The 25467-nt window shown below is 73.9% G+C and carries 19 protein-coding genes; 17 read left to right on the top strand and 2 right to left on the bottom strand.

Features of this window, described 5'->3' with window-relative positions; translation table 11 throughout:
- Positions 1-43 precede the first annotated feature (43 nt).
- A complete protein-coding gene (locus M8C17_RS18330; RefSeq protein ID WP_252417714.1) occupies positions 44-928 on the top strand; it encodes an NAD kinase in 885 nt (294 codons plus the stop codon).
- A gap of 219 nt (positions 929-1147) precedes the next feature.
- Positions 1148-4876, top strand: coding sequence for a S8 family serine peptidase (locus M8C17_RS18325; RefSeq protein ID WP_252417713.1), 3729 nt, complete (start codon positions 1148-1150; stop codon positions 4874-4876).
- Between the two features lie 51 nt (positions 4877-4927).
- Here M8C17_RS18325 and M8C17_RS18320 read toward each other — a convergent pair whose 3' ends face one another.
- Complete coding sequence (locus M8C17_RS18320; protein WP_252417712.1) at positions 4928-5947, bottom strand: helix-turn-helix domain-containing protein; 1020 nt, start codon at positions 5945-5947, stop codon at positions 4928-4930.
- A gap of 90 nt (positions 5948-6037) precedes the next feature.
- Here M8C17_RS18320 and recN point away from each other — a divergent pair, with 90 nt between their 5' ends.
- The 9 genes from recN (at position 6038) to M8C17_RS18275 (ending at position 18830) form a co-directional block, all read left to right on the top strand.
- Positions 6038-7795, top strand: a complete 1758-nt coding sequence (gene recN / locus M8C17_RS18315) for a DNA repair protein RecN (RefSeq protein WP_252417711.1) — start codon at positions 6038-6040, stop codon at positions 7793-7795.
- A 119-nt stretch (positions 7796-7914) separates the two neighbouring features.
- Entirely contained in the window at positions 7915-9093 is a 1179-nt protein-coding gene (steA, locus tag M8C17_RS18310) for a putative cytokinetic ring protein SteA (protein WP_252417710.1), read from the top strand.
- A 27-nt stretch (positions 9094-9120) separates the two neighbouring features.
- Positions 9121-10062, top strand: a complete 942-nt coding sequence (locus M8C17_RS18305; RefSeq protein ID WP_252417709.1) for a copper transporter — start codon at positions 9121-9123, stop codon at positions 10060-10062.
- Positions 10063-10105: 43 nt separating this feature from the next.
- Positions 10106-10972 (top strand): hypothetical protein, encoded by an 867-nt coding sequence (locus tag M8C17_RS18300; protein ID WP_252417708.1) that lies wholly within the window; start codon positions 10106-10108, stop codon positions 10970-10972.
- Position 10973: 1 nt separating this feature from the next.
- Positions 10974-12665, top strand: coding sequence for a murein biosynthesis integral membrane protein MurJ (gene murJ, locus M8C17_RS18295; protein ID WP_252417707.1), 1692 nt, complete (start codon positions 10974-10976; stop codon positions 12663-12665).
- Positions 12662-13837 carry a glycosyltransferase family 4 protein gene (locus tag M8C17_RS18290; RefSeq protein ID WP_252417706.1) on the top strand — a complete coding sequence of 392 codons (1176 nt, stop codon included), beginning with the start codon at positions 12662-12664 and terminating at the stop codon, positions 13835-13837. Before murJ ends, M8C17_RS18290 begins: the two co-directional genes overlap by 4 nt.
- A complete protein-coding gene (locus M8C17_RS18285; protein WP_252417705.1) occupies positions 13837-16233 on the top strand; it encodes a hypothetical protein in 2397 nt (798 codons plus the stop codon). The genes M8C17_RS18290 and M8C17_RS18285 overlap by 1 nt, the downstream gene beginning before the upstream one ends.
- A gap of 163 nt (positions 16234-16396) precedes the next feature.
- The gene (locus M8C17_RS18280; RefSeq protein ID WP_252417704.1) at positions 16397-18148 is read left to right on the top strand and encodes a CTP synthase; all 1752 of its coding nucleotides are present in this window, start codon (positions 16397-16399) and stop codon (positions 18146-18148) included.
- 76 nt (positions 18149-18224) lie between these two features.
- Positions 18225-18830, top strand: a complete 606-nt coding sequence (locus M8C17_RS18275) for an NUDIX hydrolase (RefSeq protein WP_252417703.1) — start codon at positions 18225-18227, stop codon at positions 18828-18830.
- 89 nt (positions 18831-18919) lie between these two features.
- On the opposite strand, the gene M8C17_RS18270 is transcribed toward M8C17_RS18275, so the two are convergent.
- Complete coding sequence (locus M8C17_RS18270; protein WP_252417702.1) at positions 18920-19177, bottom strand: TM2 domain-containing protein; 258 nt, start codon at positions 19175-19177, stop codon at positions 18920-18922.
- Between the two features lie 293 nt (positions 19178-19470).
- On the opposite strand from M8C17_RS18270, the gene ald reads away from it, so the two are divergent.
- The 6 genes from ald to M8C17_RS18240 all read left to right on the top strand — a co-directional run bounded on the left by ald (position 19471) and on the right by M8C17_RS18240 (position 25399).
- A complete protein-coding gene (gene ald / locus M8C17_RS18265) occupies positions 19471-20586 on the top strand; it encodes an alanine dehydrogenase (RefSeq protein ID WP_252417701.1) in 1116 nt (371 codons plus the stop codon).
- 20 nt (positions 20587-20606) lie between these two features.
- Positions 20607-21590: a site-specific tyrosine recombinase XerD gene (locus M8C17_RS18260; protein ID WP_252417727.1), complete on the top strand. Its 984-nt coding sequence runs from the start codon at positions 20607-20609 to the stop codon at positions 21588-21590.
- A 181-nt stretch (positions 21591-21771) separates the two neighbouring features.
- Positions 21772-22695 carry a ParA family protein gene (locus tag M8C17_RS18255; protein ID WP_088990243.1) on the top strand — a complete coding sequence of 308 codons (924 nt, stop codon included), beginning with the start codon at positions 21772-21774 and terminating at the stop codon, positions 22693-22695.
- 41 nt (positions 22696-22736) lie between these two features.
- Positions 22737-23738: a ScpA family protein gene (locus M8C17_RS18250; RefSeq protein WP_252417700.1), complete on the top strand. Its 1002-nt coding sequence runs from the start codon at positions 22737-22739 to the stop codon at positions 23736-23738.
- On the top strand, positions 23731-24642 hold the full coding sequence (gene scpB / locus M8C17_RS18245; protein ID WP_252417699.1) for an SMC-Scp complex subunit ScpB: 912 nt from the start codon (positions 23731-23733) through the stop codon (positions 24640-24642). Before M8C17_RS18250 ends, scpB begins: the two co-directional genes overlap by 8 nt.
- Complete coding sequence (locus M8C17_RS18240; protein WP_252417698.1) at positions 24629-25399, top strand: pseudouridine synthase; 771 nt, start codon at positions 24629-24631, stop codon at positions 25397-25399. The genes scpB and M8C17_RS18240 overlap by 14 nt, the downstream gene beginning before the upstream one ends.
- The last annotated feature ends 68 nt before the right edge of the window (positions 25400-25467 follow it).

Here is a 25467-nt window from a genome sequence, read left to right as displayed (position 1 = left end):
GGACGGCGCAGCGTCGTCCGGTCGTCGACGGGCGGTCGGTCCGATGAGCCGCACGGCGCTGCTGGTGACCCACACCGGCCGTCGGCGCAGCACCGAGCACGCCCGGGCGGTCGCCGCCGATCTGATCGCCGCGGGTTTCGAGGTCCGGGTGGTCGCCGAGGAGGCCGACGACCTCGACCTGCCCGGCGTCGTGCCGGTGGTCGGCCCGGAGGCCGCCGAGGGCGCCGAGATCGTCTTCGCGCTCGGCGGGGACGGCACCTTCCTGCGCGCGGCCGAGCTGGCCCGGCCGGCGAAGGCGCCGCTGCTCGGCATCAACCTCGGCAAGGTGGGCTTCCTGGCCGAAGCCGAGATCGACGACCTCGACACCGCCGTCCGCGACGTGGTCGGGCGCAACTACACGGTGGACGAGCGGCTCACCCTGGACGTCACGGCCGAGTTCGACGGTGGCCCCACCATCGAGTCCTGGGCGCTCAACGAGATCAGCGTCGAGAAGGGCGAGCGGGCGCAGATGCTCGAACTCCTCGTCGACGTGGACGGCCGGCCGCTGTCCCGCTACGGCTGCGACGGCGTGGTCTGCGCCACCCCCACCGGCTCCACGGCGTACGCGTTCTCCGGCGGCGGGCCCGTGGTCTGGCCGGAGGTGGAGGCCCTGCTGCTGGTGCCGATCAGCGCGCACGCGTTGTTCAGCCGCCCGCTGGTCACCGCCCCGACGTCCACGTTCGTGATCACGGTCGACCCGTTCACCACCCTGGCCGTGCTCTGCTGCGACGGCCGGCGGGTCTACGACCTGCCGCCCGGTGCCCGGGTCACGGTCCGTCGGGGCGCCCTGCCGGTGCGCATCGTCCGGTTGCGGGCCCGCCCGTTCACCGACCGGCTGGTCGCCAAGTTCGGGCTCCCGGTGCACGGCTGGCGCGGCTCTCGTCGCTGACGGCCGCCCGGCACCCCCTGACAGGACCGAAGAAGCCCGGTTTGTCCGGCGGAAACCCGCCGGACATCCGGCGGCCCCGCACCCGCCGCCCGATGTCCACCTGGCGACATGTCGCCGGTGCGGCGTGCCGCAGCTAGTGACCACCCGAGGCGCTCCGTCGCAGACTCCGATCGGTCGATCTCCCTGAGACCGGTCCCCTGGAGTAGAGGAGCCCAACCCATGCACAGGCCCCCACGCTGGCTCACCGCCGGCGCGGTCGGCGCGTTGGTCGTCGGACTCGCCGCACCGGCGTCCGCCGACCCACCGGCCCGGCCCACTGGCCCGAACCCGGCCACGCCCGCACCCGGCACCGCGCCCGTTCACCTCACCCTGATCACCGGCGACCAGGTCGACCTCGCCCAGGCCGCGCCCGGCCGGGTCGCCGCCACCGTCCGCCCCGGCCCCGGCCGCGACCGGATCACCTTCCACACCCTCGAGGTCGACGGCGGCCTGCGGGTGCTGCCCAGCGACGTCGTGCCGTACCTCTCCTCCGGCGTGCTCGACCCCAACCTGTTCGACGTGCAGGAACTGGCCGCCGACGGGTACGGCGACGCCGCGCAGAGCACGCTGCCGCTGATCGTCCGCTACCAGGAGCCGGCCGCCGGCCGTGTCCGGCCGCTCGCCGGCGCCACCGACGCCCGTCCGCTGGAGAGCATCAACGGCGCGGCGATGCGGGTCGGCAAGGGCGACCTCGGTGGCTTCTGGACGACGCTGCGTGGCGCGCCGCAGGCGCGTACCGCCGCCGGGTCGCCCGCCCGGCTCGGCGCCGGCGTCGCCCGGATCTGGCTGGACGGGAAGGTCCGTCCGGCGCTGGAGCACAGCGTGCCGCAGATCGGCGCTCCGACGGCCTGGGCGGCCGGCCGCGACGGCAACGGCGTGAAGGTGGCGGTGCTCGACACCGGCGTCGACGCCACCCACCCCGACCTGGCTGGCCGGATCGCCGAGGCGCAGGACTTCTCCGGCAGCGGCAGCGCACGGGACGGGCACGGCCACGGCACGCACGTGGCGGCCACCATCGCCGGCAGCGGCGCCGCCTCAGACGGGCTCCGCAAGGGGGTCGCCCCCGGCGCGCAACTGCTGGTCGGCAAGGTGCTCGACGACGGCGGCTCCGGCTACGACTCCTCGATCATCGCCGGCATGGAGTGGGCCGCCCACTCCGGCGCCAAGGTGGTCAGCATGAGCCTCGGCGGCTCCGCGACCGACGGCACCGACCCGATGAGCCAGGCCGTCAACGACCTGACCGCCGAGACCGGGGCACTCTTCGTGATCGCCGCCGGCAACGAGGGCGCACCGCGTACCGTCGGCACGCCGGGTGCCGCCGCCGCGGCCCTCACCGTCGGCGCGGTCGACCGCAACGACAACCTGGCGGAGTTCTCCAGCCGCGGACCGCGCCTCGGTGACAACGGCCTGAAGCCGGAGATCACCGCGCCGGGCGTCGGCATCATCGCCGCCCGGGCCGCCGGCACCACCATGGGTACGCCGGTGGGCGACGCCTACACGACGGCGTCCGGCACCTCGATGGCTACCCCGCACGTGGCCGGCGCGGCCGCGATCCTCGCCCAGGAACACCCCGACTGGGTCGCCGGGAAGCTCAAGGACGCGCTGGTCAGCACCACGAAGGCGAACCCGGAGCTGACGGTGTTCGAGCAGGGCGGTGGACGGGTCGACGTGGCCCGGGCGCTCGGCCAGCGGGTGTACGGCAGCGCCACCGCCGACTTCGGCCGGCTGAGCACCGGTGGTGCGGCGGCCGAGCGGACGGTGACGTACACCAACACCACCGCGACCCCGCAGACCCTGCGGCTGGCCCTGGAGCTGCGCAACCTGGACAGCGGCGCGGCCGAGACCGACGCGGTCACCGGTGCTGGCGGCGAGGTCACCGTGCCGGCCGGCGGCAGCGTCGCCGTGCCGCTGCGCGCCGACCCGGCGAAGCTGGACCGCGGCGTGCACAGCGGATGGCTGGTGGCCACGGGCGCGGACGGCGTCGCGGTGCGGACCGCCGTCGCGCTGACCCTCAGCGGTCCGCTGCACACGGTCACCATGAAGGTGCTGGACATGAAGGGTCAGCCGGGGTTGTCGCCGGTGCTCACCCTCTTCGGTGAGCAGCCCGAATCCGACTTCCTCGGCTGGAGCGCCGGCGAGACGCAGGTCCAGGTCGAGGAGGGCCCCTACCTGCTCCAGGCGCTGGTCGAGCACGGCGCCCCGCTGGACGAGCAGATCACCCTGGTCACCGACCCGGAGCTGGTGGTCGACCGGGACATGACCGTGATGGTGGACCCGCGTAAGGGCACTCCGGTGCGGATCGAGACGCCGAAGCCGACCGAACAGCGGGCGACGATCAGCTTCTACGAGCACCGGATCTTCGGCAACGGCCGGCAGGTCGACCACGGCGTGATGACCTTCAGCACCATCCAGCAGGTCAACGTCACCCCGACGCGGCAGGTGCGCCGCGGTGAGTTCGAGTTCTCCTCGCGCTGGCAACTGGTCGCACCGATGGTGGACGCGAAGATCAGCGGGGTTTCCGGTCCGCTCGACATCAACCTGCTCGGCTACTCGCCGGCACCGACCGGCCGGCAGAAGCTGCCGCTGGTCTGGGCCGGCACCGGTACCCCCGCCGAGCTGGCCCGGGTGCGCGGCGCCGCGGCGTTGCTCACCACGAACCCGGACGTCTCGGAGGACGAGCAGATCGCGGCGGCCGCGGCGGCCGGTGCGAAGACGGTGCTCATCGTCCGGCCGGCGGACCAGAGCGCGTGGACGGTCTGGACGCCACAGGGTGACCGGCTGCCGGTGCCCGCCCTGGCCGTGGCGTACGACGACGGGCAGCGGTTGATTGCCGCGGCACGCACCGGTCGGGCGACGCTGGACCTGACGCTGACCGTCGACAGCCCCTACCTGTACGACGTGTGGCAGGTCTCGAAGGGCCGGGTGCCGGAGCGGATCCTGCACACCGTCACCGCGAAGAACACCGCCGAGGTGACCGCCCACTACGGCGACGTCGGTGGTTCGGAGTGGGCCACCGAGCAGCGGTTCGGCTGGCGTCCGTGGCAGGAGACCTCCTGGAACGACGACCAGCGGCTGGTGCGTACCGGCACGACGCGGCAGGAGTTCGTCAGCTCCGGGGACGGCTGGTGGCAGCACCGGGTGCTGCACAAGATCATGTTCTCGAGTTGGGGGAAGCTGACCGGTGGTCTGACCCAGCAGCCCCGGCGGTACGCCGCCGACGACCGGGACACCGAGACCTGGCACGCCCCGGTGATCCGGCCGGCCGTACCGGCGGCTGCCGGTGCGCCGGTGCCCAGTCGCACCGGTGACACCCTGGACCTCCGGGTGGCCGAGTACGTCGACGCCGACGGTCACTACGCCCCGGCCGGCGGTAGCGAGGAGCCGGACACCGTGCAGGCCCGGCTCAGCCGCGACGGGAAGCAGATCGCCGACCTCTCCGGCGGTTGGGCACCCGTGCCCACCACGGCGGAATCGGCCCGCTACCGGCTCGACCTGACCACGCAGCGGTCCTCGGAGGAGTGGCGCTACGCCACCCGTACCGACACGGCCTGGCAGTTCACCTCGGCCCGCCCGACCGGGGACGTCGCCCGGCCGCTGTCACTGCTGCAGGTGGACTACCAGGTCCCGGCGGACCTGCGCGGTGAGGTGTCCGGCCGTCGGCCGCACGGGCTGGGGCTGACGCTGCGGCAGCCCGCCGGCGTACCGGCGCCCACCGGCACCAGCCTGACGGTCGAGGTGTCGTTCGACGGCGGGAAGACCTGGCGGTCGACGCCGGTACGCGGCTCGGGGGCCCGGTTCACCGCCGAGGTGCCCGCCGGGCACGGCACGGTGTCGCTGCGGGTGCACGCCCGCGACCGGGCCGGCAACACCGTCGACCAGACCGTGCTCGACGCGTACGGCCTGCGCTGACCTGAGCGGGGCGGGGCGGCCGTGGGCCGTCCCGCCCCGATCGGCTCCAACTCAGATCCAGCCCCGCCGGGCGACCTGGAAGGCCAGCCCGGGCCGGGTGTCCACGCCGGCCGCGGCCATCAGCTCGGCGAGCCGTCGCTGCACGGTCCGCCGGCTCACCCCGAGCTGGGAGGCGATGGACTTGTCCGGTACGCCCGCCACGAACAGCGACAGCAGCCGCGCCTCGTCGGCGTCCGGCTGGTAGCCGTCGCCGGGGCGGTCGTCCGGGTCGGGCCGCCGGCCCTCGGCCAGCGGTACGGAGAGCGGGTCCTCCAGCCGCAGCCGGGTGGCCACCCGCCAGTGGCTCTCGAACAGGGCGAGCAGCGCGTCGAGCAGTTGACTGCGGCCGATCACGGCGGCGCTCGGCTCGCCGCCGTCGCGGTCGGGCACCAGCGGGCAGATCGCGGTGCGAGCGTCCACGATGGCCAGCCGGACCGGCAGCCGGTCCAGGACGCGGGCCTGCTCACCGGCGCCGACGCCCTTGGCCAGGTCGGCCAGCGCGCCCGGCTCCAGCAGCAGGTCCCGCTCGTAGATGGCCCGGTAGCTCACCCCGCGCGCCAGCGCGTCGAACTCCTCGACGTTCTCCGGGCCGGCCATGGCGAGGGGGTTCGCCCGGCAGAACCAGAGCACCTCGGTACGTGCCGCATTCTGCAGATCGCGCAACCGGTCCCGGAGCACCCGGGCACCGGTGATCACCTCGACCAGGTGGTCGACGTGGTGCCGGCGCAGCCCGTACCGGTACTCCTCGGCCAGTTGGGTGACCCGCCGCCGCGCGGCCTCCAGGTCCTCCTGGCGGCGCAGCAGCGTCGCACCGAGGGCGACGTCCGGGGCCGTCGGGCGCAGGGGAGCGTCCGGGTCGGTGTCGGTGGGCTGCACCAGGCCCTTGATCCGTAGGGCTTCGACCTGGGCCACGACCTGCTCGCGCGGCCGGTGCAGCCGGCGGACCAGCTCGTCGATCCGGGCCGTGGTGAGCTGGAGCAGGCAGCGGTAGAGCTCCTCCTCAGCCGGGCTCAGGCCGATCACGTCCAACACGGGGCAGAACTGTACGTCGGCCAGGTGGCGGGCGTACCGCGGCCCGGTCGGCTGGTCAACTGTCGGCCCTCGCGTCTACTGTCGGTTGCTGTGCTGGAAGAGCTGCGCATCACCGGACTGGGCGTCATCGAGGACACCACGCTGCCGTTGACCGGCGGCATGAACGTCATCACCGGCGAGACCGGTGCGGGCAAGACGATGGTCGTCACCGGCCTCGGCCTGCTCTTCGGCGGCCGGGCCGACGCCGGGCGGGTTCGCGCCCAACCCGGCCGTGCCGTGGTGGAGGGGCGGCTGCGCCTCGAAGGTCGCGTCGCGGACACGGTGCACGCGCGGATCATCGACGCCGGCGGCGAGCCCGACGACGACGGCTCGCTGCTGCTGAGCCGCACGGTGACGGTGGAGGGCCGGTCCCGCGCCCATCTCGGTGGCCGGAGCATGCCCGTGTCGATGCTCGGTGAGGTCGGCGAGCACGCGGTGGCCGTGCACGGCCAGTCCGACCAGCTGCGGCTGTTGCGCCCGGCCGAGCAGCGGGCCGCGCTGGACCGCTTCGCCGGCCCGGCGCACGAGAAGCTGCTCGACGCGCTGCGTGAGGCGTACACCGGGTGGCGGCGGGTGGTTGACGACCTGGCCGACCGGCGGCGCAACGCCCGCGAGCGCAACCAGGAGGCCGACCTGCTGCGGCTCGGCCTCGACGAGATCACCCGGGTCGATCCGCAGCCCGGCGAGGATGACGACCTGAAGGCCGAGGCGCAGCGGCTGGAGCACGCCGAGGGGCTGCGGACGGCCGCGCAACTGGCCCAGCAGTGCGTGGCCGGTGGCGCGGAGGTGACCGACGAGACGCCGGACGCGGCGGCGCTGCTCGGCACCGCCCGCCGCACGCTGGAGGCGCAGGCCGGCACCGACCCGGCGTTGGGCGAGCTGGCGGCCCGGCTGGAGGAGGCGGCCACCCTGGTCACCGACGTCTCCGCCGAGCTGTCGACGTACCTGGCGACGCTCGACGCGGACCCGGCCCGGTTGCAGCACCTCTACGAACGGCGGGCCGCGCTGCGCGGGCTGACCCGCAAGTACGCCGACGACGTCGACGGTGTGATCGCGTGGGCCGAGCGGGCCCGCACCCGACTGTCCGACCTGGACACCTCCGACGACCTGCTCGACGAGTTGGAGCGGGAGGGTCAGCGGCTGGCCGTCGAGGTGGCCGACCTTGCCGGTCGGGTGTCGTCGTCGCGGCAGGAGGCGGCGGTCCGCTTCGCCGACCAGGTCACCGTCGAGCTGGCCGGGCTGGCCATGCCGCACGCCCGGATCGAGGTGGCGGTGCTGCCCCGCCCGGTCGGTCGGTCGGAGCCGGCGCTGCCGGTCAACGGCGTCGAGGTGGGTGTCGCCCCGGACGGCGGCGACGAGGTGGAGCTGCGGTTGCTGGCCCACCCGGGCGCGCCGTCGCTGCCGTTGCAGCGGGGTGCCTCCGGCGGTGAGCTGTCCCGGGTGATGCTGGCCATCGAGGTGGTCTTCGCCGGCTCGGGTGGCCCGCCCACGCTGGTCTTCGACGAGGTCGACGCGGGCGTCGGCGGTCAGGCGGCGGTGGAGATCGGCCGGCGGCTGGCCCGGTTGGCCCGCAGCCACCAGGTGTTGGTCGTCACCCACCTGCCGCAGGTGGCCGCCTTCGCCGATCGCCACCTGGTGGTGGCGAAGGACACCGGTGGCGCGGTGACCACCAGCGGGGTGCGCGTGGTGGAGGACACCGAACGGGCCCGGGAGCTGGCGCGGATGCTCGCTGGTTTACCGGACTCCGATCTGGGTATCGCCCACGCCGAGGAGCTTCTCGCCGTGGCGGCGAAGGAAAGGCGCCCGTGACGCCGCGTATTGTGACGGCAAGCACACCGGCCTGTGCCGACGTGTGCTTCCCTGGGTAGGCGGCCCTGCTCAGGCATGTCGCGACAGAAAAGCCTGCCCCACATGCCAGGATGGTCACGATGCGTCTACCCACGTTGCGCCGGAACCGGAGCACGGAGCCGGGCAGAGTCCTCGGCACCGCGCGCCTCGATCGCCGGACAAAACGCCTGGTCGGCCGGCTGCGTCCGGGTGACATCGCGGTCATCGACCATGTCGATCTCGACCGGGTCGCGGCCGACTCGTTGGTCGCCGTCGGTGTCGCGGCGGTGCTCAACGCCAAGCCGTCGGTCTCCGGCCGGTACCCCAACCTCGGCCCCGAGGTGTTGATCGCCGCCGGCATCCCGCTCCTGGACGACCTCGGCGAGGGCGTCTTCGAGCAGATCCGCGAGGGCGACCAGGTCCGCATCGAGGGCAACACGGTCTTCGCCGGTGACGAGCCGGTGGCGCACGGCAGCCTGCAGGACGCCGAGTCGGTCGCCAAGGCGATGGCCGACGCCCGGGAGGGGCTCTCGGTCCAGTTGGAGGCGTTCGCCGCCAACACGATGGACTACCTGCGCCAGGAGCGCGACCTGCTGCTCGACGGCGTGGGCGTGCCGGACATCGAGACCCAGATGCAGGGTCGGCACTGCTTGATCGTGGTGCGGGGCTACGACTACAAGGCCGACCTGGACGTGCTGCGCCCGTACATCCGGGAGTTCAAGCCCGTGCTGATCGGCGTCGACGGCGGCGCCGACGCGCTGGTCGAGGCCGGGTACACCCCCGACATGATCATCGGCGACATGGATTCGGTCAGCGACGACGTGCTGCGGTGCGGCGCCGAGGTGATCGTGCACGCCTACCCGGACGGGCGGGCACCCGGCCTGCCCCGGGTCAACGGCCTCGGCGTCCCGGCGGTGACCTTCCCGGCGGCGGCGACCAGCGAGGACCTGGCCATGCTGCTGGCCGACGAGAAGGGCGCCTCGCTGCTGGTCGCGGTCGGCACCCACGCCACGCTGGTCGAGTTCCTGGACAAGGGTCGGGGCGGGATGGCCTCGACGTTCCTGACCCGGCTGAAGGTCGGCGGCAAACTCGTCGACGCCAAGGGCGTGAGCCGGCTCTACCGGCAGAGCATCTCCGGTTCGTCACTGCTGCTGCTGGTGCTCTCGGCGATCTCCGCGATGGCCTCCGCGGTGGCCGTGTCCACCGTCGGGAAGGCGTACCTGGGCGTGGTCGCCGAATGGTGGGACAATTTCGTGTTCCAGCTGTACCGGCTCTTCTAGTTTCCGACGGATCAAGAGGCTGCAAGCGTGATCAACTTCCGCTACCACGTGGTGTCCCTCACCGCCGTCTTCCTGGCCCTGGCGATCGGCCTGGTCGTCGGAACGGCTGCGCTCAACGGCCCCGTCGCCGACTCTCTCAAGGAGCAGGTCACCGGGCTGCGCAAGGACAACCAGCAGTGGCGCCAGACGGTCAACAACATGGAGAAGCAGCTCGGGCTGGAGGAGGAGTTCGCCGAGGAGATGTCCCAGGTCGTCCTGCCGGGCACCCTCACCGGGCGCCGGGTGCTGGTGCTGAGCCTGCCCAACGGCCGTGACCACACCGAGGGCGTGCTCAAGAAGCTCCAGCTCGCCGGGGCCACCCTCACCGGTCGGGTCGACCTGCAGGACAAGTTCATCAACCCGGACAACAACACCAACCTGCTGGAGCTGGCCGTCACCGCCGCCCGCCCGACCGCGCAGACCACCGGCCTGCCGGGCAACGGGCACGGCGTGGAGACCTCCAGCGCCCTGCTCGCCAGTGTCCTGCTGGACCGGGCGCAGGGCACCGCGCCGGTCAGCGACGCCGACCGGCGGGCGGTGCTCGCCGCGTACAACAACGCCGGCTACCTGACCACCGACGACAACAAGGTCACCGGGTCGGCCGAGGCCGTCGTGGTGGTCAGCGGTCAGCCGTACGTCGACAAGGACTCCGCGAAGCGCGACGAGTCGGTCGTCAAGATCGCCGAGCAGTTCGACCGGACCGGTTCGATCGTGGTCGGCGGCAACGGCTCGGCCGGCGGCAACGTGGTGGCCGTGGTCCGTGGTGACCCGGTGCTGTCCCAGACCATCTCCACCGTCGACAACGCCAACACGGTGCAGGGTCAACTGGTCACCACCCTCGCCCTGGTGCAGCAGCTCACCGAGAAGAAGGCCGGTCAGTACGGCGTCGGCGACAACGCCGCCTCGCTGCTGCCTAGACTGCCCCAGTGAGCGAACGACGTACCCCCGTGTCCGAAACCGACGAGGCAGCGGCGTGAGCGCGCTGGGCCGGCTGCTCATCGCCGGCGCCGGAGCCGCCGCGGCCCGCTACGCCCTGCGCGAGGTGCGCAGCGCCCCGGCCGGGCCCGCGCTGGAGCGCACCAACTTCCGCGGCCGGACGGTGACCCTGGCCGCCGGGCCGGCGCTCGCCGCCGGTGCGGCCGCCGCCGGTGCGTTCGGCGCCACCAGCGCCGCCTCCGGTGGTGCCGCCCTGGTCGCCGGCCTCGGCGCCGGCGGTGTCGGGCTGTACGACGACGTGGTCGGCGGCCGGCCGGAGCAGAAGGCGGCGAAGGGCTTCGCCGGCCACCTCGCCGCCCTGCGTGAGGGCCGGGTCACCGCCGGGCTGGTCAAGGTCGTCGGGGTGGGCGCCGCCGGGCTGGGCGCCGCCGCGCTGCTCGCCGCCGATCCCCGGGTCGCCGCGCACCCGCGCCGCCAGCGCCACCGCGCGTTCGGTCGCGGCGTCGACGTGCTGCTCGGCGCCGGGGTGATCGCCGGCACCGCCAACCTGCTCAACCTGCTCGACCTGCGGCCCGGCCGCGCCCTCAAGTCCGGGCTGCTGCTCGGCGCGCCACTGACCGGCGGCCCGCACGGCGGTATCGCCGCGGGCGCCGTCGGCGCCGCCGCGGGCCTGCTCCGCGACGACCTGGGCGAGGACGTGATGGTCGGCGACAGCGGCGCGAACGCGCTCGGCGCGCTGCTCGGCGTCGCGCTCGCCGCCCGGACCGGCCCGCTCGGCCGGGCGGGGCTGCTGGCCGTGCTCGCCGGTCTCACGGCCGCCAGCGAGAAGGTCAGCTTCACGGCGGTGATCCAGCAGACCCCGGGGCTGCGGGAGCTTGACGCACTGGGCCGGCGCGCCGACTGACGTGACCAGACCGGCACCCCTCGCCGGCGCCGGCCGGCTGGCCGGGGCAGCCGCGCTCATCGCCGTCCTCACCGTGTTCAGCCGGCTCGCCGGCTTCGGCCGTACCGCCGTGTTCACCTGGGTGGTGCAGCAGAGCGACCTCGGCGGCATGTACGTCATCGCGAACACGGTGCCGAACATCGTCTTCGAGATCGTCGCCGGTGGCGCTCTGGCCAGCCTGGTCGTACCGCTGCTGGCCGGTGCGGTCGCGGCCGGCGACCGGCGGGCGGTGGCGGCCACCACCGGCACCCTGCTCACCTGGACGGTGAGCCTGCTGGTGCCCCTCGCCGTGCTCGTCGTCCTGTTCGCCGACCCGATCATCTCGCTGATCAGCGAGGGACGCTCGGCGGCGGAACTCGCCGCCGGTGCCCGGATGCTGCGGGTGTTCGCCCCGCAGTTGCCTCTCTACGGAATCGGCATCGTGCTCACCGGCGTACTCCAGGCGCACCGCCGCTTCGCCTGGCCGGTGATCGCCCCGCTGCTGTCGAGCCTGACCGTGGTCGTCGTCTACCTGGCCTTCGGCGCCAGCGCGGGACGCGGCGCCAGCGTGGCGCAGGTCAGCCGCGGCGGCGAGTTGCTTCTCTCCGCCGGCACCACCCTCGGCGTGGTCGTGCTGTCCCTGTCGTTGCTGATCCCGCTGCGCCGGCTCCGGCTCCGGCCCCGGTTCGGGTACGCCTTCTCCGCCGACGCGCGGGGCCGGATCGGCGGGCTCGCCACAGCCGGCGCGGTGACGGTCGCGGCGCAGCAGGTCGCGCTCCTGGTGATCCTGAACCGCGTCTCCGGCGGCCCCACCGGCTCCCCGCAGGTGTTCAACCTGGCCCAGGCCATCTTCCTGCTGCCGTGGGCGGTCCTCGCCGTGCCGCTGGCGGTGGCCGCCTATCCCACCCTCGCCACCGCCTCCGCCGCGGGCGACGAGGCCGGCTACCGGCAGACCCTCTCCGCGACGGTGCGCGGCGTGCTGCTCTTCAGCTGCCTGGGCGTCGCGGCGCTGATCGGCACCGCCGGGCCGATCGCCGCCGTCTTCTACCCGGACAATCCCGCGTCCACCGCGGCGGCCATCACCGGGTTCGCCCCCGGCCTGCTCGGCTACGGCCTGTTCGCGGTCCTGTCGCGCGCGCTGTACGCCCGGGGCGACACCCGGTCGGCGACCGTGGCGATCACGCTCGGCTGGCTGGTGGTTCCGGCCGTGGCGCTGCCGCTGACGGCCCTGTTGCCCACCGCCGACCGGGTGCTCGCGGTGGCCGTCGCGAACTCGGTGGGCATGCTGGTGCTCGGGGCGCTGCTGGTCGTGGCGGTGCGTCGCGGCGCCGGGCGGGCGGCGCTGGCCGGCGCGGCCCGGGCCGGGGCGGCCGGCGTGCTGGCGGGGGCGCTCGCCGCGCTCGCCGGGGCCGGCGTCGTCCGGTGGCTCGACACGCCGGGTGGCGGCACCCCGACGATGGCGGCGGCACTCGGTCAGGGCATGCTGTCCGGAGTTCTGGTCGGGGCCGTCTTCCTCGCCGTGGTCTGGTTCGTCGACCGGCGGGACGTACGGCCACTGCTCGCCGGGGTGCTGCGGCGCCTGGGCCGGCGGGGGCCGGGGGACCGCGGTGGCGGGTCGACGCCGGGTGCGGTTCCACCGGAGCGGGGCGACGGGAAGGAGACGGTGGCCCGATGAGCGCGGGGAGTGAGCCAGCTCTGCCCACCGGGTGGTCGGGCAGCGTCGCGTTGCTGCTCGCCTCCAGCACCGGCGGGGTCGGCCAGCACGTCCGGTCGGTGGCTCGCGGTCTCGTCGCGGCCGGCGCCGACGTGCTGGTCTGCGGGCCGGCGGCGACGCAGGAGCAGTTCGACTTCACCGGCGTCGGCGCCCGCTTCCAGCCGGTCGAGATCCCGGCCAGCCCGACCCCGGCCGACGCGCGCGCGGTGCTCGCCCTGCGCCGGACGCTCGCCGCCGCCCGGGTCGACGTGGTGCACGCGCACGGGCTGCGTGCCGGGCTGGTCGCCGTGCTGGCTCGCCCGGCGGCGCCGTTGATCGTCACCTGGCACAACGCGGTGCTCGCGGGCGGGCTGCGGGGCGGGGTGTCCCGCCTGGCCGAGCGGGTGGTGGCCCGGGGCGCCCGGGTGGCCCTCGGCGCCTCCGCGGACCTGGTGGAGCGGGCTGCCGCCCTGGGAGCGGCCGATGCCCGGCTCGCCAACGTCGCCGCGCCGACGCTGCCCGCTCCGCGCCGACGTCCGGCTGCCGTGCGGGCCGAGTTCGGTGTCCGCCCGGATCAGCCGCTGATCGTCTCGGTCGGCCGGCTGCATCCGCAGAAGCGCTACGACGTCCTGATCGACGCCGCGGCCCGGTGGCGTACGCGTACGCCACCGCCGGTCGTGGTGATCGCCGGAAGCGGGCCGGCCTACCTGCCGCTGGCGGCCCGGACGTCCGCGGCCCGTGCCCCGGTGACCCTGCTGGGGCACCGTACCGACGTGGCCGACCTGCTCGCCGGCGCCGACCTCGCGGTGGTGACCAGCGACTGGGAGGCCCGGCAGCTCTTCGCCCAGGAGGCGCTGCGGGCCGGCGTACCCCTGGTGGCCACGGCGGTCGGCGGCCTGCCGGAGCTGGTCGGGGACGCCGCCACGTTGGTTCCGGCCGGCGACGTGGACGCGGTCGACGCGGCGGTGCGCGCGCTGCTGGACGACCCGGCGGCCCGCGCCGAGCTGGGTCGACGCGGCGCGGAGCGGGCGGCGACGTGGCCCACCGAGGCGGACACGGTCGCCGCGCTGGCCGCCCTCTACGCCGAGCTGGCCGCCGAACCTGCCGGTCCGGCGGCCCCGGACTCCGACGCCCCGATGACGGGACACCGGTGATGCTGCGCCGACTCGCCCCCGCCCTGTTGACCGTGCTCGTGGTGGCGCTGGGCATCACCGCGCTGGCCGCCCGCCCTCCACAGGGCACCCCGCAGCGCACCGCCGACTTCGTGGTGCTCGCCGGGATCGCCGGGCTGCGCTGGGAGGACGTCGATCCGCAGAGCACCCCGACGCTGTGGCGGATGGCCCAGGACGGGTCGATCGGTTCGCTGTCGGTGCGGTCCGCGCACCGGCCCACCTGCCCGGTGGATGGTTGGCTGACCGTGGGCGCGGGCAGCTTCGCCGCGTGGAACGGCAGCCGGCCCGCCGGTGGCTGCCCGGCGGCGGGCGTGGCCGTGGAGCAACCGGACGGCATCGGCGCGAACCTGCCCGACCAGGAGAGCGTGGTCCAGTACAACCAGCAGCGGCTGCCCTGGGGCACGATGCCCGGGTCGCTGGCGGAGTCGGTGCGCTGCTCGGTCGCGGTCGGCCCGGGCGCGGCCGTCGCGGCGGCACGCCCGTTCGGCCGGGTCGACCGGTACGCCTCGGCGCTGCCCGCCGATCCGCGCGCGCTGCTCGGCTCGTGCGTGCTGAGCATCGTCGACCTGGGCACGGTCGACGGGACCGACCCGGCCGTCCGCGCCGAGGCCGCCCGCGTGGCGGACGCCCAGCTGGCCCGGGTGCTGGCCGCCCGGCCGCCGAGGTCGCTGGTGCTGGTCGCCGGGATCTCCGACACCGCCCAGCCGTCCCGGCTGCACGTGGCGGTCGCCGACGGGCCGGGCTGGGAGCGGGGTTGGTTGACCTCGGCCAGCACCGGGCGGGACGGTTACCTGCAACTTGTCGACCTCGCACCGACCGCCCTGGCAGCGCTGGGCCGGCCGATGCCGGAGCGGCTCTTCCTGGGCCGGCCGGCGGTGAGCACCGACGGCCGGCCCGCCGACCTGGCGGTGGCGATCAACGCCCCGGCGGACGCCGACCGGGAGGCGGCCGCCCAGCGGACGGTCTCCGGCGGGTTCTTCACCCTGCTCGCCGGGGTGCAGGTGCTGCTGGCCCTCGCGGTGCTGCCGCTGCTGCGTCGGGCCCGCCCGCACGCCGGCCCGAGCGGGCCGACGCCGGTGTCCGCGCGGGTCGTGTCGGTGGTGGAGCTGCTGCTGGTGGCGGCGGCGTTGACCGTGCCGGCCGCGCTGCTCGCCGACGCGGTGCCCTGGTGGCGGGGCGAGCACCCCGGTTGGATCTTCGCCGGCGTCACGGCGTTGCTGGTCGCGGCGGGCACCGCGGCGGTCCGGTTCGCCCCCGGGTACGGCAACACCCTCGGCCCGTTGGGCGCGGTGGCCGGCCTCACGACCCTCGTCGTCGGGCTGGACGTGCTCACCGGGGCGCGTCTGCAGCTCAACGGCGTGGTGGGCTACTCGGCGTTGCAGGGTGGCCGGTACGCGGGCCTGAGCACGGTCGGGCTGGGAGTGTTCCTGGCCGGCGCGCTGTTGAGCGGCGGCTGGCTCGCCCAGCGGGTGCACCGTGGCTGGCGGCCGGCGGTGATGGTGGCCGTGGGTGGGCTGGCCGTGGTGGTGGTCGGCAGCCCGTACCTGGGCGCCGACCCGGTCGGCGCGATCGCGCTCACGGCCGGGCTGAGCGTGGCCGCGGTGATCAGCGCCGGCGGCTGGTTGACGATCAGCCGGCTGGCCTGGGCCACCATGGCCGCCCTGGCGGTCGGCATCGGCTTCGCCGTGGTGGACCTGCGGCGTCCGGCTGCGGAACGGGGCAGCCTGGGTCGGTTCCTGTCCGCCGTCGGTGACGGCACCGGCGGGTTCACCGTGCACCGCTCCAGCACCGAGAACTTCGAGACGTTGGTGAACAGCCCGCTGACCGTGCTGGCCCTGGTCGGCGGGCTGCTGGTGTGGTTCGCCCTGTTGCAGCCGTGGGGCGGGCTGATGCGGCTGTTCGGCATCTACCCGGCCGTCCGGGCCGCACTGGCCGGCACCGCGGTCGCCGCGGTGCTCGGTGGCGTGCTCGACGGTGCGGCGCTGGACGTCGCCGGCACCGCCACCGCGTTGGTGGTGCCGATGGCGGCGCTGGCCTCGCTGCGGGTGCTCGGGCACGCCGCCGACCGCACCCGCCCGGCCGGGGGGCGCTCCCGGGACGACGGCGCCGACGACGGCTCCGGCGGCGCCGGTCCGGCCGGTGGTGGCGACGGCCCCACCGGCGGTGGTGGACCCCTGGGCGCGGGACATCCCCGCCCGATCAGCGGGCCGCCGGCCGGCCGGTCGGTGTCGGCGCCCGGCGCTCCCGCCGACCGGACGCCCGGCGGCGCGGCCGCCGACGAATCGGCGGAGCCGACCCCGGGCGGGCCGACGCCGGACGCCGTGGCGGGACTGCCCCGTCAGGTCACCCGGGCATCGACCGAGGTTTCCGCGCCCTGAGCGCCGGGCGTCGTCGTGCTGGCCCGTTGGTGTCGCACCGGGGGTGCGGCCTGCGACGACCCTCACGAGAGGTGTTACCGTGGAATCCCGTGGATCGCGTGATCACTTTGCTGATCAAGCACGGCGGTCTGCATGACCGCGACAGACGACACGGGAGCAGGCCTTGGCCCCATCAGCACGGACGACCAGGCACATTTTCGTCACCGGGGGCGTCGCCTCCTCGCTGGGTAAGGGCCTCACCGCCTCCAGCCTCGGAAACCTTCTGACCGCGCGCGGGCTGCGCGTCGTGATGCAGAAGCTCGACCCCTACCTCAACGTCGACCCCGGAACGATGAACCCGTTCCAGCACGGCGAGGTCTTCGTCACCGAGGACGGCGCCGAGACCGACCTCGACGTCGGGCACTACGAGCGGTTCCTGGACCGGGCGTTGTCCGGTAAGGCGAACGTCACCACCGGCCAGATCTACTCCGACGTGATCGCCAAGGAGCGGCGCGGCGAGTACCTGGGCGACACCGTCCAGGTCATCCCGCACATCACCAACGAGATCAAGTCGCGGATCCTCTCCATGGGCGACCCGGACGACGACGGCCACGTTCCCGACGTGGTGATCACCGAGGTCGGCGGCACGGTCGGCGACATCGAGTCGCTGCCGTTCCTGGAGGCGATCCGCCAGGTCCGCCACGACCTGGGCCGCGACAACTGCTTCTACCTGCACGTCTCGCTGGTGCCCTACCTGGCGCCGTCCGGTGAGCTGAAGACCAAGCCCACCCAGCACTCGGTGGCGCAGCTGCGCAACATCGGTATCCAGCCCGACGCCATCGTGCTGCGCTGCGACCGGGAGATCCCGGAGAAGCTCAAGGAGAAGCTGTCGCTCTACTGCGACGTCGACGCCGAGGCGGTCGTCGCCGCGCCGGACGCGCCGAGCATCTACGACATCCCGAAGGTCCTGCACCGCGAGGGCCTGGACGCGTACGTGGTGCGCCGGCTCGGGCTCTCCTTCCGGGACGTGGACTGGACCAGCTGGGACGACCTGCTGGAGCGGGTGCACCGGCCCCGGCACACGGTGACCGTCGCGGTGGTCGGCAAGTACGTCGACCTGCCCGACGCGTACCTGTCGGTGAGTGAGGCGATCCGGGCGGCCGGCTTCGGCCACCGGGCCCGGGTGCAGCTGCGCTGGGTGCCCAGCGACGAGTGCGTCACCCCGGCCGGTGCCGCGGCGGCTCTGGCCGGCGTGGACGGCATCCTCATCCCGGGCGGGTTCGGGGTGCGCGGCATCGAGGGCAAGATCGGCACCGCCCGGTACGCCCGGGAGAACGGCATCCCGCTGCTCGGCCTCTGCCTGGGCCTGCAGTGCATGACCATCGACGTGGCCCGCCACCTGGCCGGCCTGGACGGCGCCAACTCCCTGGAGTTCGACGAGCGGGCCGCGCACCCGGTCATCGCCACGATGGCCGACCAGGAGGACATCGTCGCCGGCAAGGGCGACCTGGGCGGCACCATGCGGCTCGGGGCGTACCCGGCGACGCTGACCGAGGGCTCGATCGTCGCCGAGGCGTACGGCAGCACCGACATCAGCGAGCGGCACCGCCACCGCTACGAGGTCAACAACGCCTACCGGGACGCGCTGACCAAGGCCGGCCTGCACATCTCCGGCACCTCGCCGGACGGCCGGCTGGTGGAGTTCATCGAGCTGGACAGGGATCTGCACCCGTTCTTCGTGGCCACCCAGGCGCACCCGGAGCTGAAGAGCCGCCCCACCCGCCCGCACCCGCTGTTCGCGTCGTTCGTCAAGGCCGCCGTGGCGTACTCGCAGGCCGACCAGTTGCCGGTCGACCTGGACGCGGCGACGGAGGCCCCGTCGACGCGCAGGGCCGCCCGCAACGGCGCCGCGACGAAGGCGGCGTCCGCGTCGTGAGCGAGCGGAGCGAGCGAAGCATCGAGCGCAGCAGCGTGGCGCCTCGCGCCGCCGCGGAGCGTAGCGAGGCGGCGGCGTGAGCGCGGTCGAGCATCGCTACGAGGTGCGCTCCAGCGAGGAGCGCTACCGTGGCCGGATCTTCGACGTGGTCACCGAGGAGGTGACCATGCCGGGCGGCGGGACGGCGCGCCGCGACCTCGTCCGGCACGTCGGGGCAGTGGCGGTGGTGGCGCTCGACGACGCCGGCCAGGTGGTGCTGATCCGGCAGTACCGGCACCCGGTCGGGCGGCACCTGTGGGAGCTGCCGGCCGGGTTGATGGACGTCTCCGGTGAGGAGTTGCCGGCCGCCGCGTTGCGGGAGCTGGCCGAGGAGGCCGATCTCACCGCCGGCAGCATCGACGTGCTGGTCGACCTGCACAGCTCGCCCGGGTTCACCAACGAGCTGGTCCGGGTCTACCTGGCCCGCGACCTGGCCGACGTGCCGGCCGGCGAGCGCCACGAACGCCACGACGAGGAGGCGGACCTCCAGGTCGTCCGCGTCGACCTGGACGAGGCGGTCGCCATGGTCCTGGCCGGGGAGATCACCAACGCCTCCGCGGTGGCCGGGCTGCTGGCCGCCGCCCGCGCCCGGGACACCGGCTGGTCGGCGCTGCGCCGGGCGGACGCGCCGCTGCCACGCTGAGAGTCACCGCCGGTCCAGCCGGCACAGGGGTACGAGAGAAGGGGCCCCGCGGTCAGCCGCGGGGCCCCTTCGCCGTTGGTCCGGGTGGATCAGTCGCGCAGCGGTCGACCCTGCGCGTCCGTGCCGCCGTTCACCAGGATGAGGATGCCGTCGATGACGCCCCAGAGCGCGCCGACACCGCACGTCACGATGCTCACCACGAGCTGGAGCACAGCGATCTTGGTGTGTCCGGTGTAGAACCGACCGGCGCCGAAGGTGCCGAGCAGGATGCCGAGGATGCCCGCGACGACCTTGCTCTTGTCGGAGTAACCCGGGGCGTACCCCGGCTGGTAAGGAGGAGTGGTCATGGGCCGACACACTAGTGATCCACTCGCCCGCTGTCCGCACCGGTACCCGCCAGATGGGACGATAATGGGCGAACAATGTCCTGTCGGCTGAGGTTGCCTCCCACTGCCGGCCCGGTCGACAGCCCTGACACTCCGTCAGGACAGCCGGGCACCGGATGGCACTGTGCTGGCTCGCGGCGGCGCCGGGCGCGCCTAGACTGCCGCCGGCGGGACCGGTGGACCGCGGTGGCAATGGGGCCGTCGTGGCACCGAGCAGTCGGGGGAGAGCAGCCCCGAAGAGAGGTGTCTGCATCGTGAAGGTCGGAATCCCACGCGAGGTCAAGAACCACGAGTACCGCGTGGCGATCACGCCGGCGGGCGTCAACGAGTTCACCCGCGGTGGTCACCAGGTCTTCGTCGAGTCCGGCGCCGGTGTCGGCTCCAGCATCAGTGACGAGGAGTTCGCCGCGGCGGGCGCCAAGATCCTGGCCACCGCCGACGAGGTGTGGGAGACCGCCGAGCTGGTGCTCAAGGTCAAGGAGCCGATCGCCGAGGAGTACCACCGGATGCGCGAGGGGCAGGTGCTCTTCACCTACCTGCACCTGGCCGCCTCGAAGGTCTGCACCGACGCGCTGATCGACCGCAAGGTCACCGCCATCGCGTACGAGACCGTCGAACTGCCCGACCGGTCCCTGCCGCTGCTCGCCCCGATGTCCGAGGTTGCCGGCCGGCTCGCCCCGCAGGTGGGCGCCTTCTACATGATGCGCACCGGCGGTGGGCGCGGCGTGCTGCCCGGCGGCGTCTCCGGCGTGTACGCGGCCAAGACCGTGGTCATCGGCGCGGGCGTCTCCGGCATGAACGCCGCCGCCATCGCGCTGGGCCTCCAGTCGGAGGTGCTGCTGCTGGACAAGAACGTCGCCCGGCTGCGCCAGGCCGACGCCATCTACCGCGGCCACCTGCAGACCGTCGCGTCCAACGCGTACGAGATCGAGCGGGCGGTGCTCGACGCCGACCTGGTCATCGGCGCCGTACTGGTGCCCGGTGCCAAGGCGCCGACCCTGATCTCCAACGAGCTGGTCTCCCGTATGAAGCCGGGCAGCGTGCTCGTCGACATCGCCATCGACCAGGGCGGCTGCTTCGAGGACTCGCGCCCGACCACGCACGCCGAACCGGTCTACAAGGTCCACGAGTCGATCTTCTACTGCGTGGCGAACATGCCCGGCGCCGTGCCGAACACCAGCACCTACGCGCTGACCAACGTCACCCTGCCGTACGCGCTGGAGCTGGCCAACCACGGCTGGCGCGAGGCGCTGCGTCGCGACCCGGCGCTGGCGCTGGGCCTGAACACCCACGACGGCCAGGTCACCTACGGCCCGGTCGCCGAGGCGCACGGCATGGGCGTGCTTCCGCTGGCCGACGCGCTGGCCTGAGCGGTGGCGGCCTGACCGGCATCCCGGCCCCGGCCGGCGCGGACGTACAGCCCGCGCCGGCCCTGCGCCGTGCCGTGCGCGGCTACCTCGACCACCTCACGGTCGAGCGGGGCCTGTCCGCGAACACCCTCGCCTCGTACCGCCGGGATCTGGAGCGGTACCTCGCGACCCTCGCCGATGCCGGCGTCGTCGACCTGGCGTCGGTCGGCGCCGGCGTCGTCGAGTCGCACCTGGCCCGGTTGCGCGCCGGCGACGACACGCACCCCCCGCTGGCGGTCTCCTCCGCCGCCCGCGCGGCCAGCGCGGTGCGCGGCCTGCACCGTTTCGCGCTGCGCGAAGGGCTGTCCGGCGCCGACCCGAGCCGCGAGGTCCGCCCGCCCACCCCGCCGCGCCGGCTGCCCCGGGCGTTGCCGGTCGACGACGTGGTCCGGCTGCTGGAGACCGCCGGCCCGGTCACCGCGACCGGCGAGGGCGCGCCGCTCGCGCTGCGCGACCGGGCGCTGCTGGAGTTCCTGTACGGCACCGGCGCGCGGATCTCCGAGGCGGTCGGCGCCGCCGTGGACGACCTCGACACCGACGAGGGCACCGTGCTGCTGCGCGGCAAGGGCGGCCGGGTGCGGCTGGTGCCGATCGGCGGGTACGCCGTCGAGGCGGTGCGCGCCTACCTGGTCCGAGCCCGACCGGGGCTGGCCGCCGCCGGCCGGGGCACCCCGGCGGTCTTCCTCAACGCGCGCGGCGGCGGGCTGACCCGGCAGGGCGCCTGGGCCATCCTGCGTCGCGGCGCCGCCCGGGCCGGGCTGCCGGTCGACGGGCCGGCCGCGGTCTCCCCGCACACCCTGCGCCACTCCTACGCCACCCACCTGCTGGACGGCGGCGCCGACGTGCGGGTGGTCCAGGAACTGCTCGGTCACGCCTCGGTGACCACCACCCAGGTCTACACGCTGGTGACCGTCGAGCGGTTGCGCGAGGTGTACGCCACCGCCCACCCACGCGCCCGCGGCTGAGCCCCCGTCGCGGTCGGCCCCGACACGCCGGGCCGGTGCCGAACCCCCTGCTGGTCGGTGGCGTACAGTCGGCATCGGCGCGGACCTCCTGGGGCGAGAAGACCGGGGTGCGCAGCGGCGCCGCGAAGGACGTCGGACGGCTCCGACGCCGGGTGGGTCGTCGGGAGGGGGCAACGAGGACATGGCTGGCAACGGTGACCGTGCCGAGACCTGGACGTCGGAGCTCCGCGAGCAGCAGGCCACGCTCGGCGCGGACCTGGGTCCGGCGGATCCGGCGGCCTACACGATGCGCAAGCCCATTCCCGAGCCGATGCCCACCGATCGGCACGGTCCGGCACGCATCATCGCGATGGCCAACCAGAAGGGCGGCGTCGGCAAGACCACCACCACCATCAACCTGGGTGCGGCGCTGGCCGAGTACGGCCGCAAGGTGCTGCTGGTCGACTTCGACCCGCAGGGCGCGCTCTCGGTGGGGCTGGGGGTCAACCCGCACAACCTCGACCTGTCCGTCTACAACCTGCTCATGCAGGACGACGTGACCGCCGAGGACGTCCTCATCAAGACCGACGTGGCGGGCCTGCACCTGCTGCCGGCCAACATCGACCTCTCCGCCGCCGAGATCCAGCTCGTCAACGAGGTGGCCCGGGAGATGGCCCTGGCCCGGGTGCTGCGCTCGGTCCGCAAGGAGTACGACTACATCCTGATCGACTGCCAGCCCTCACTCGGCCTGCTGGCGATCAACGCGCTGACCGTCGCTCACGGTGTGCTCATCCCGCTCGAGTGCGAGTTCTTCAGCCTGCGGGGTGTGGCGCTGCTGCTGGACACCATCGACAAGGTGCGCGAGCGCCTCAACTTCGACCTGGAGCTCGAGGGCATCCTCGCCACCATGTACGACAGCCGCACCACGCACTGCCGTCAGGTGCTCCAGCGGGTGGTGGAGGCGTTCGGCGACAAGGTCTACCAGACGGTCATCACCAAGACGGTGAAGTTCCCCGAGTCCACCGTGGCCGGTGCGCCGATCACCACGATGGACCCGGCGTCCTCCGGGGCGCGCAACTACCGTCAGCTGGCCCGCGAGGTGATCGCCGCCCAGTCGGAGCGGTAGCCGGAACACCCGGTGTCCGCCTCGTGCACTACGGTCGTCCGGTGACCGCGCCACCCCTCGACCCGCCGGCCGGGCCGCACGAGGCCACCGCCCCGGCGGTCGCCGCCGAGGTCGACGGCGTGCTGCCCGCTCCCGAGGCTCCCGAGACGTCCGGTTTCACCGTCCGGCTGGCGAACTTCACCGGCCCGTTCGACCTGCTGCTGCAACTGATCGGCAAGCACAAGCTCGACGTCACCGAGGTGGCCCTGCACAAGGTCACCGACGAGTTCATCGCCTACATCCGCGCCATGGGCGACAAGTGGGACCTGGACGAGGCCAGCGAGTTCCTCCTGATCGCCGCCACCCTGCTCGACCTGAAGGCGGCCCGGCTGCTGCCCGCCGCCGAGGTGGAGGACGAGGCGGACCTCGCCCTGCTGGAGGCGCGGGACCTGCTCTTCGCCCGGCTGTTGCAGTACAAGGCGTACAAGGAGGCGGCGGCGCACATCGCCGAGCTGGAGGCGGTCGGCGGTCGGCGCTACCCGCGGGCGGTGAGCCTGGAGCCCCGGTACGCCGAGGCGCTGCCCGACCTGGTGCTCGGCATCGGCCCGCAGCGACTGCTGAAACTGGCCGTGAAGGCGATGATCCCGAAGCCGGTGCCGGAGGTCTCCATCGCCCACGTGCACATGGTCCGGGTCAGCGTCCGGGAGCACGCGGCGATCCTCGCCGCCCGGCTGCGCCGCGCCGGCACGGCGACCTTCTCGCTGCTGTGCGCCGACTGCGAAGCCACCCTGGAGGTGGTCGCCCGCTTCCTCGCGCTGCTGGAGCTCTATCGGGAGGGCCTGGTGGCCTTCGTGCAGGAGCAGGCCCTGGAGGAGTTGACCGTGCGCTGGACCGGCCCGGCCGACGGCGACACCGAACTGCACGTCGACGAGTACGCCGGCACCCCGGCCGAGCCGGAATCGGCGCCTGGGCCGGAGGCTGTGCCCGAGCCGGCGGCTGTGTCGGCGGGGCCGGCTGAGCGCCCGGACGGGACGGAAACGACGGAGGGTGAGCGGGATGAGTGACGAGGAACGCCGGGACTCCCTGGCTGATCAGGCCGCCGCCTGGGTTCCGCCGTGGGAGCGCCCCCGCCCACCCGCTCCCACCGCCTCCGAGGTCGTCGAGACCGCTCCCGGAGTCGACGGGGGGCCGGATTCTGCCAAGATCGCGGGCGAGCCGAGCGAGCCGAGCGAGCCGAGCGAGCCGAGCGAGCCGGACGACGTCGAGCCGGGCGCGGGCGCGGGCGAGCCGGCTGAGGGCGAGCCGGGCGCCGTCGAGGCGGGCGCGGAGGGTGCGGGGGAGGGCGGGGGCGGGGACGTACCCCGTCGGCAGGCTGTGGGGCGGCGGAGGGCGCCGGTCGAGCCGGAGCCCGCGCCGGTGCTCTCCGACGCCGAGCTGCGCGGAGCGCTGGAGGCGATCCTGCTGGTGGTCGACGAGCCGGTGAGCGAGCTGGTCCTGGCCCAGGTGCTGGAGCAGCCGGCCGAGCGGGTCGGGCCGATGCTCGACGAGATCGCCGCCGGCTACACGGCCGCAGGGCACGGGTTCGAGCTGCGCCGGGCGGCTGGCGGCTGGCGGCTGTACACCCGGCCGGAATACGCGACCTATGTCGAACGGTTCGTGTTGGACGGGCAGTCCGTACGGCTGACCCAGGCGGCGTTGGAGACCCTCGCCGTGGTCGCCTACAAGCAGCCGGTAACCCGTTCGCGCATCTCGGCCATCCGGGGTGTGAACTGCGATGGGGTCATCCGTACGCTGGTTACGCGCGGCCTTGTCGAGGAGTGCGGCACCGAAACGGACAGCGGGGCGTTCCTCTACCGGACCACCACGCTTTTCCTGGAGAAGCTCGGGCTGAACACCGTCGACGAGCTGCCGCCCCTCGCACCCTTCCTGCCCGACGACGTAGAAGAGCTTGCTGATGCGACCCGATAACCGTTCCCCCAAACCCGACGCCCCCGTCTACGAGGGTGCCGAGCGCCTGCAGAAGGTGCTCGCCGCCGCCGGCGTGGGTTCCCGGCGTGCCTGCGAGGACCTGATCTTCCGCCGCCGGGTCACCGTGGACGGCCGGGTGGCCAAGCTCGGCGACAAGGTCGACCCGGCCACCGCCGTGATCCACGTGGACGGCGAGCGCCTCCAGGTCGACACCCGCCTGGTGTACGTGGCGATGAACAAGCCGCGCGGGGTGGTCACCACCATGGCGGACGACAAGGGCCGCAACGAGCTGGCCGAATTCATCGGCAACCGGGTGGAGCAGCGCGTCTACCACGTCGGGCGGCTCGACGCGGACAGCGAGGGCCTGCTGCTGCTCACCAACGACGGCACCCTCGCGCACAAGCTCATGCACCCCTCGTACGAGGTGCTGAAGACGTACCTCGCCGAGGTGGTCGGGCCGATCCCGCGCAACCTGGGCAAGCGCCTGCTGGCCGGCGTCGAGCTGGAGGACGGGCCGGTCAAGGTCGACTCGTTCAAGGTGGTCGACACCCTGGGCAAGAGCGCCCAGGTGGAGCTGAGCCTGCACGAGGGGCGCAAACACATCGTCCGGCGGTTGCTGGCCGAGGTCGGACACCCGGTCACCCGGCTGGTGCGTACCTCGATCGGGCCCATCCGGCTCGGTGACCTGCGCACCGGGCGGATCCGGCGGTTGACCAACGCCGAGGTCGCCGCCCTGTTCAACGCCGTGGGGGACTGACCCCGGCCCGTACCTGCCGCCGTCCACCGACCGTCGTCGTCGGGAGCCGGGTTCGACCGGGTCGCCGT

Origin of the sequence: Micromonospora sp. RHAY321, assembly GCF_023896955.1 — a bacterium.
Classification (GTDB): Bacteria; Actinomycetota; Actinomycetes; order Mycobacteriales; family Micromonosporaceae; genus Micromonospora.
The sequence above is the reverse complement of the archived record's forward strand: the minus strand, read 5'-3'. Positions and strand labels throughout refer to the sequence as shown.

Excerpts from the sequence above, each read along its gene's own strand:
- M8C17_RS18330 (WP_252417714.1), top strand. The coding sequence starts at position 44 with ATGAGCCGCACGGCGCTGCTGGTGACCCACACCGGCCGTCGGCGCAGC.
- M8C17_RS18325 (WP_252417713.1), top strand. The coding sequence starts at position 1,148 with ATGCACAGGCCCCCACGCTGGCTCACCGCCGGCGCGGTCGGCGCGTTG.
- steA (WP_252417710.1), top strand. The coding sequence starts at position 7,915 with ATGCGTCTACCCACGTTGCGCCGGAACCGGAGCACGGAGCCGGGCAGA.
- M8C17_RS18290 (WP_252417706.1), top strand. The coding sequence starts at position 12,662 with ATGAGCGCGGGGAGTGAGCCAGCTCTGCCCACCGGGTGGTCGGGCAGC.
- M8C17_RS18285 (WP_252417705.1), top strand. The coding sequence starts at position 13,837 with ATGCTGCGCCGACTCGCCCCCGCCCTGTTGACCGTGCTCGTGGTGGCG.
- M8C17_RS18270 (WP_252417702.1), bottom strand. The coding sequence starts at position 19,177 with ATGACCACTCCTCCTTACCAGCCGGGGTACGCCCCGGGTTACTCCGAC.
- M8C17_RS18255 (WP_088990243.1), top strand. The coding sequence starts at position 21,772 with ATGGCTGGCAACGGTGACCGTGCCGAGACCTGGACGTCGGAGCTCCGC.
- scpB (WP_252417699.1), top strand. The coding sequence starts at position 23,731 with ATGAGTGACGAGGAACGCCGGGACTCCCTGGCTGATCAGGCCGCCGCC.
- M8C17_RS18240 (WP_252417698.1), top strand. The coding sequence starts at position 24,629 with ATGCGACCCGATAACCGTTCCCCCAAACCCGACGCCCCCGTCTACGAG.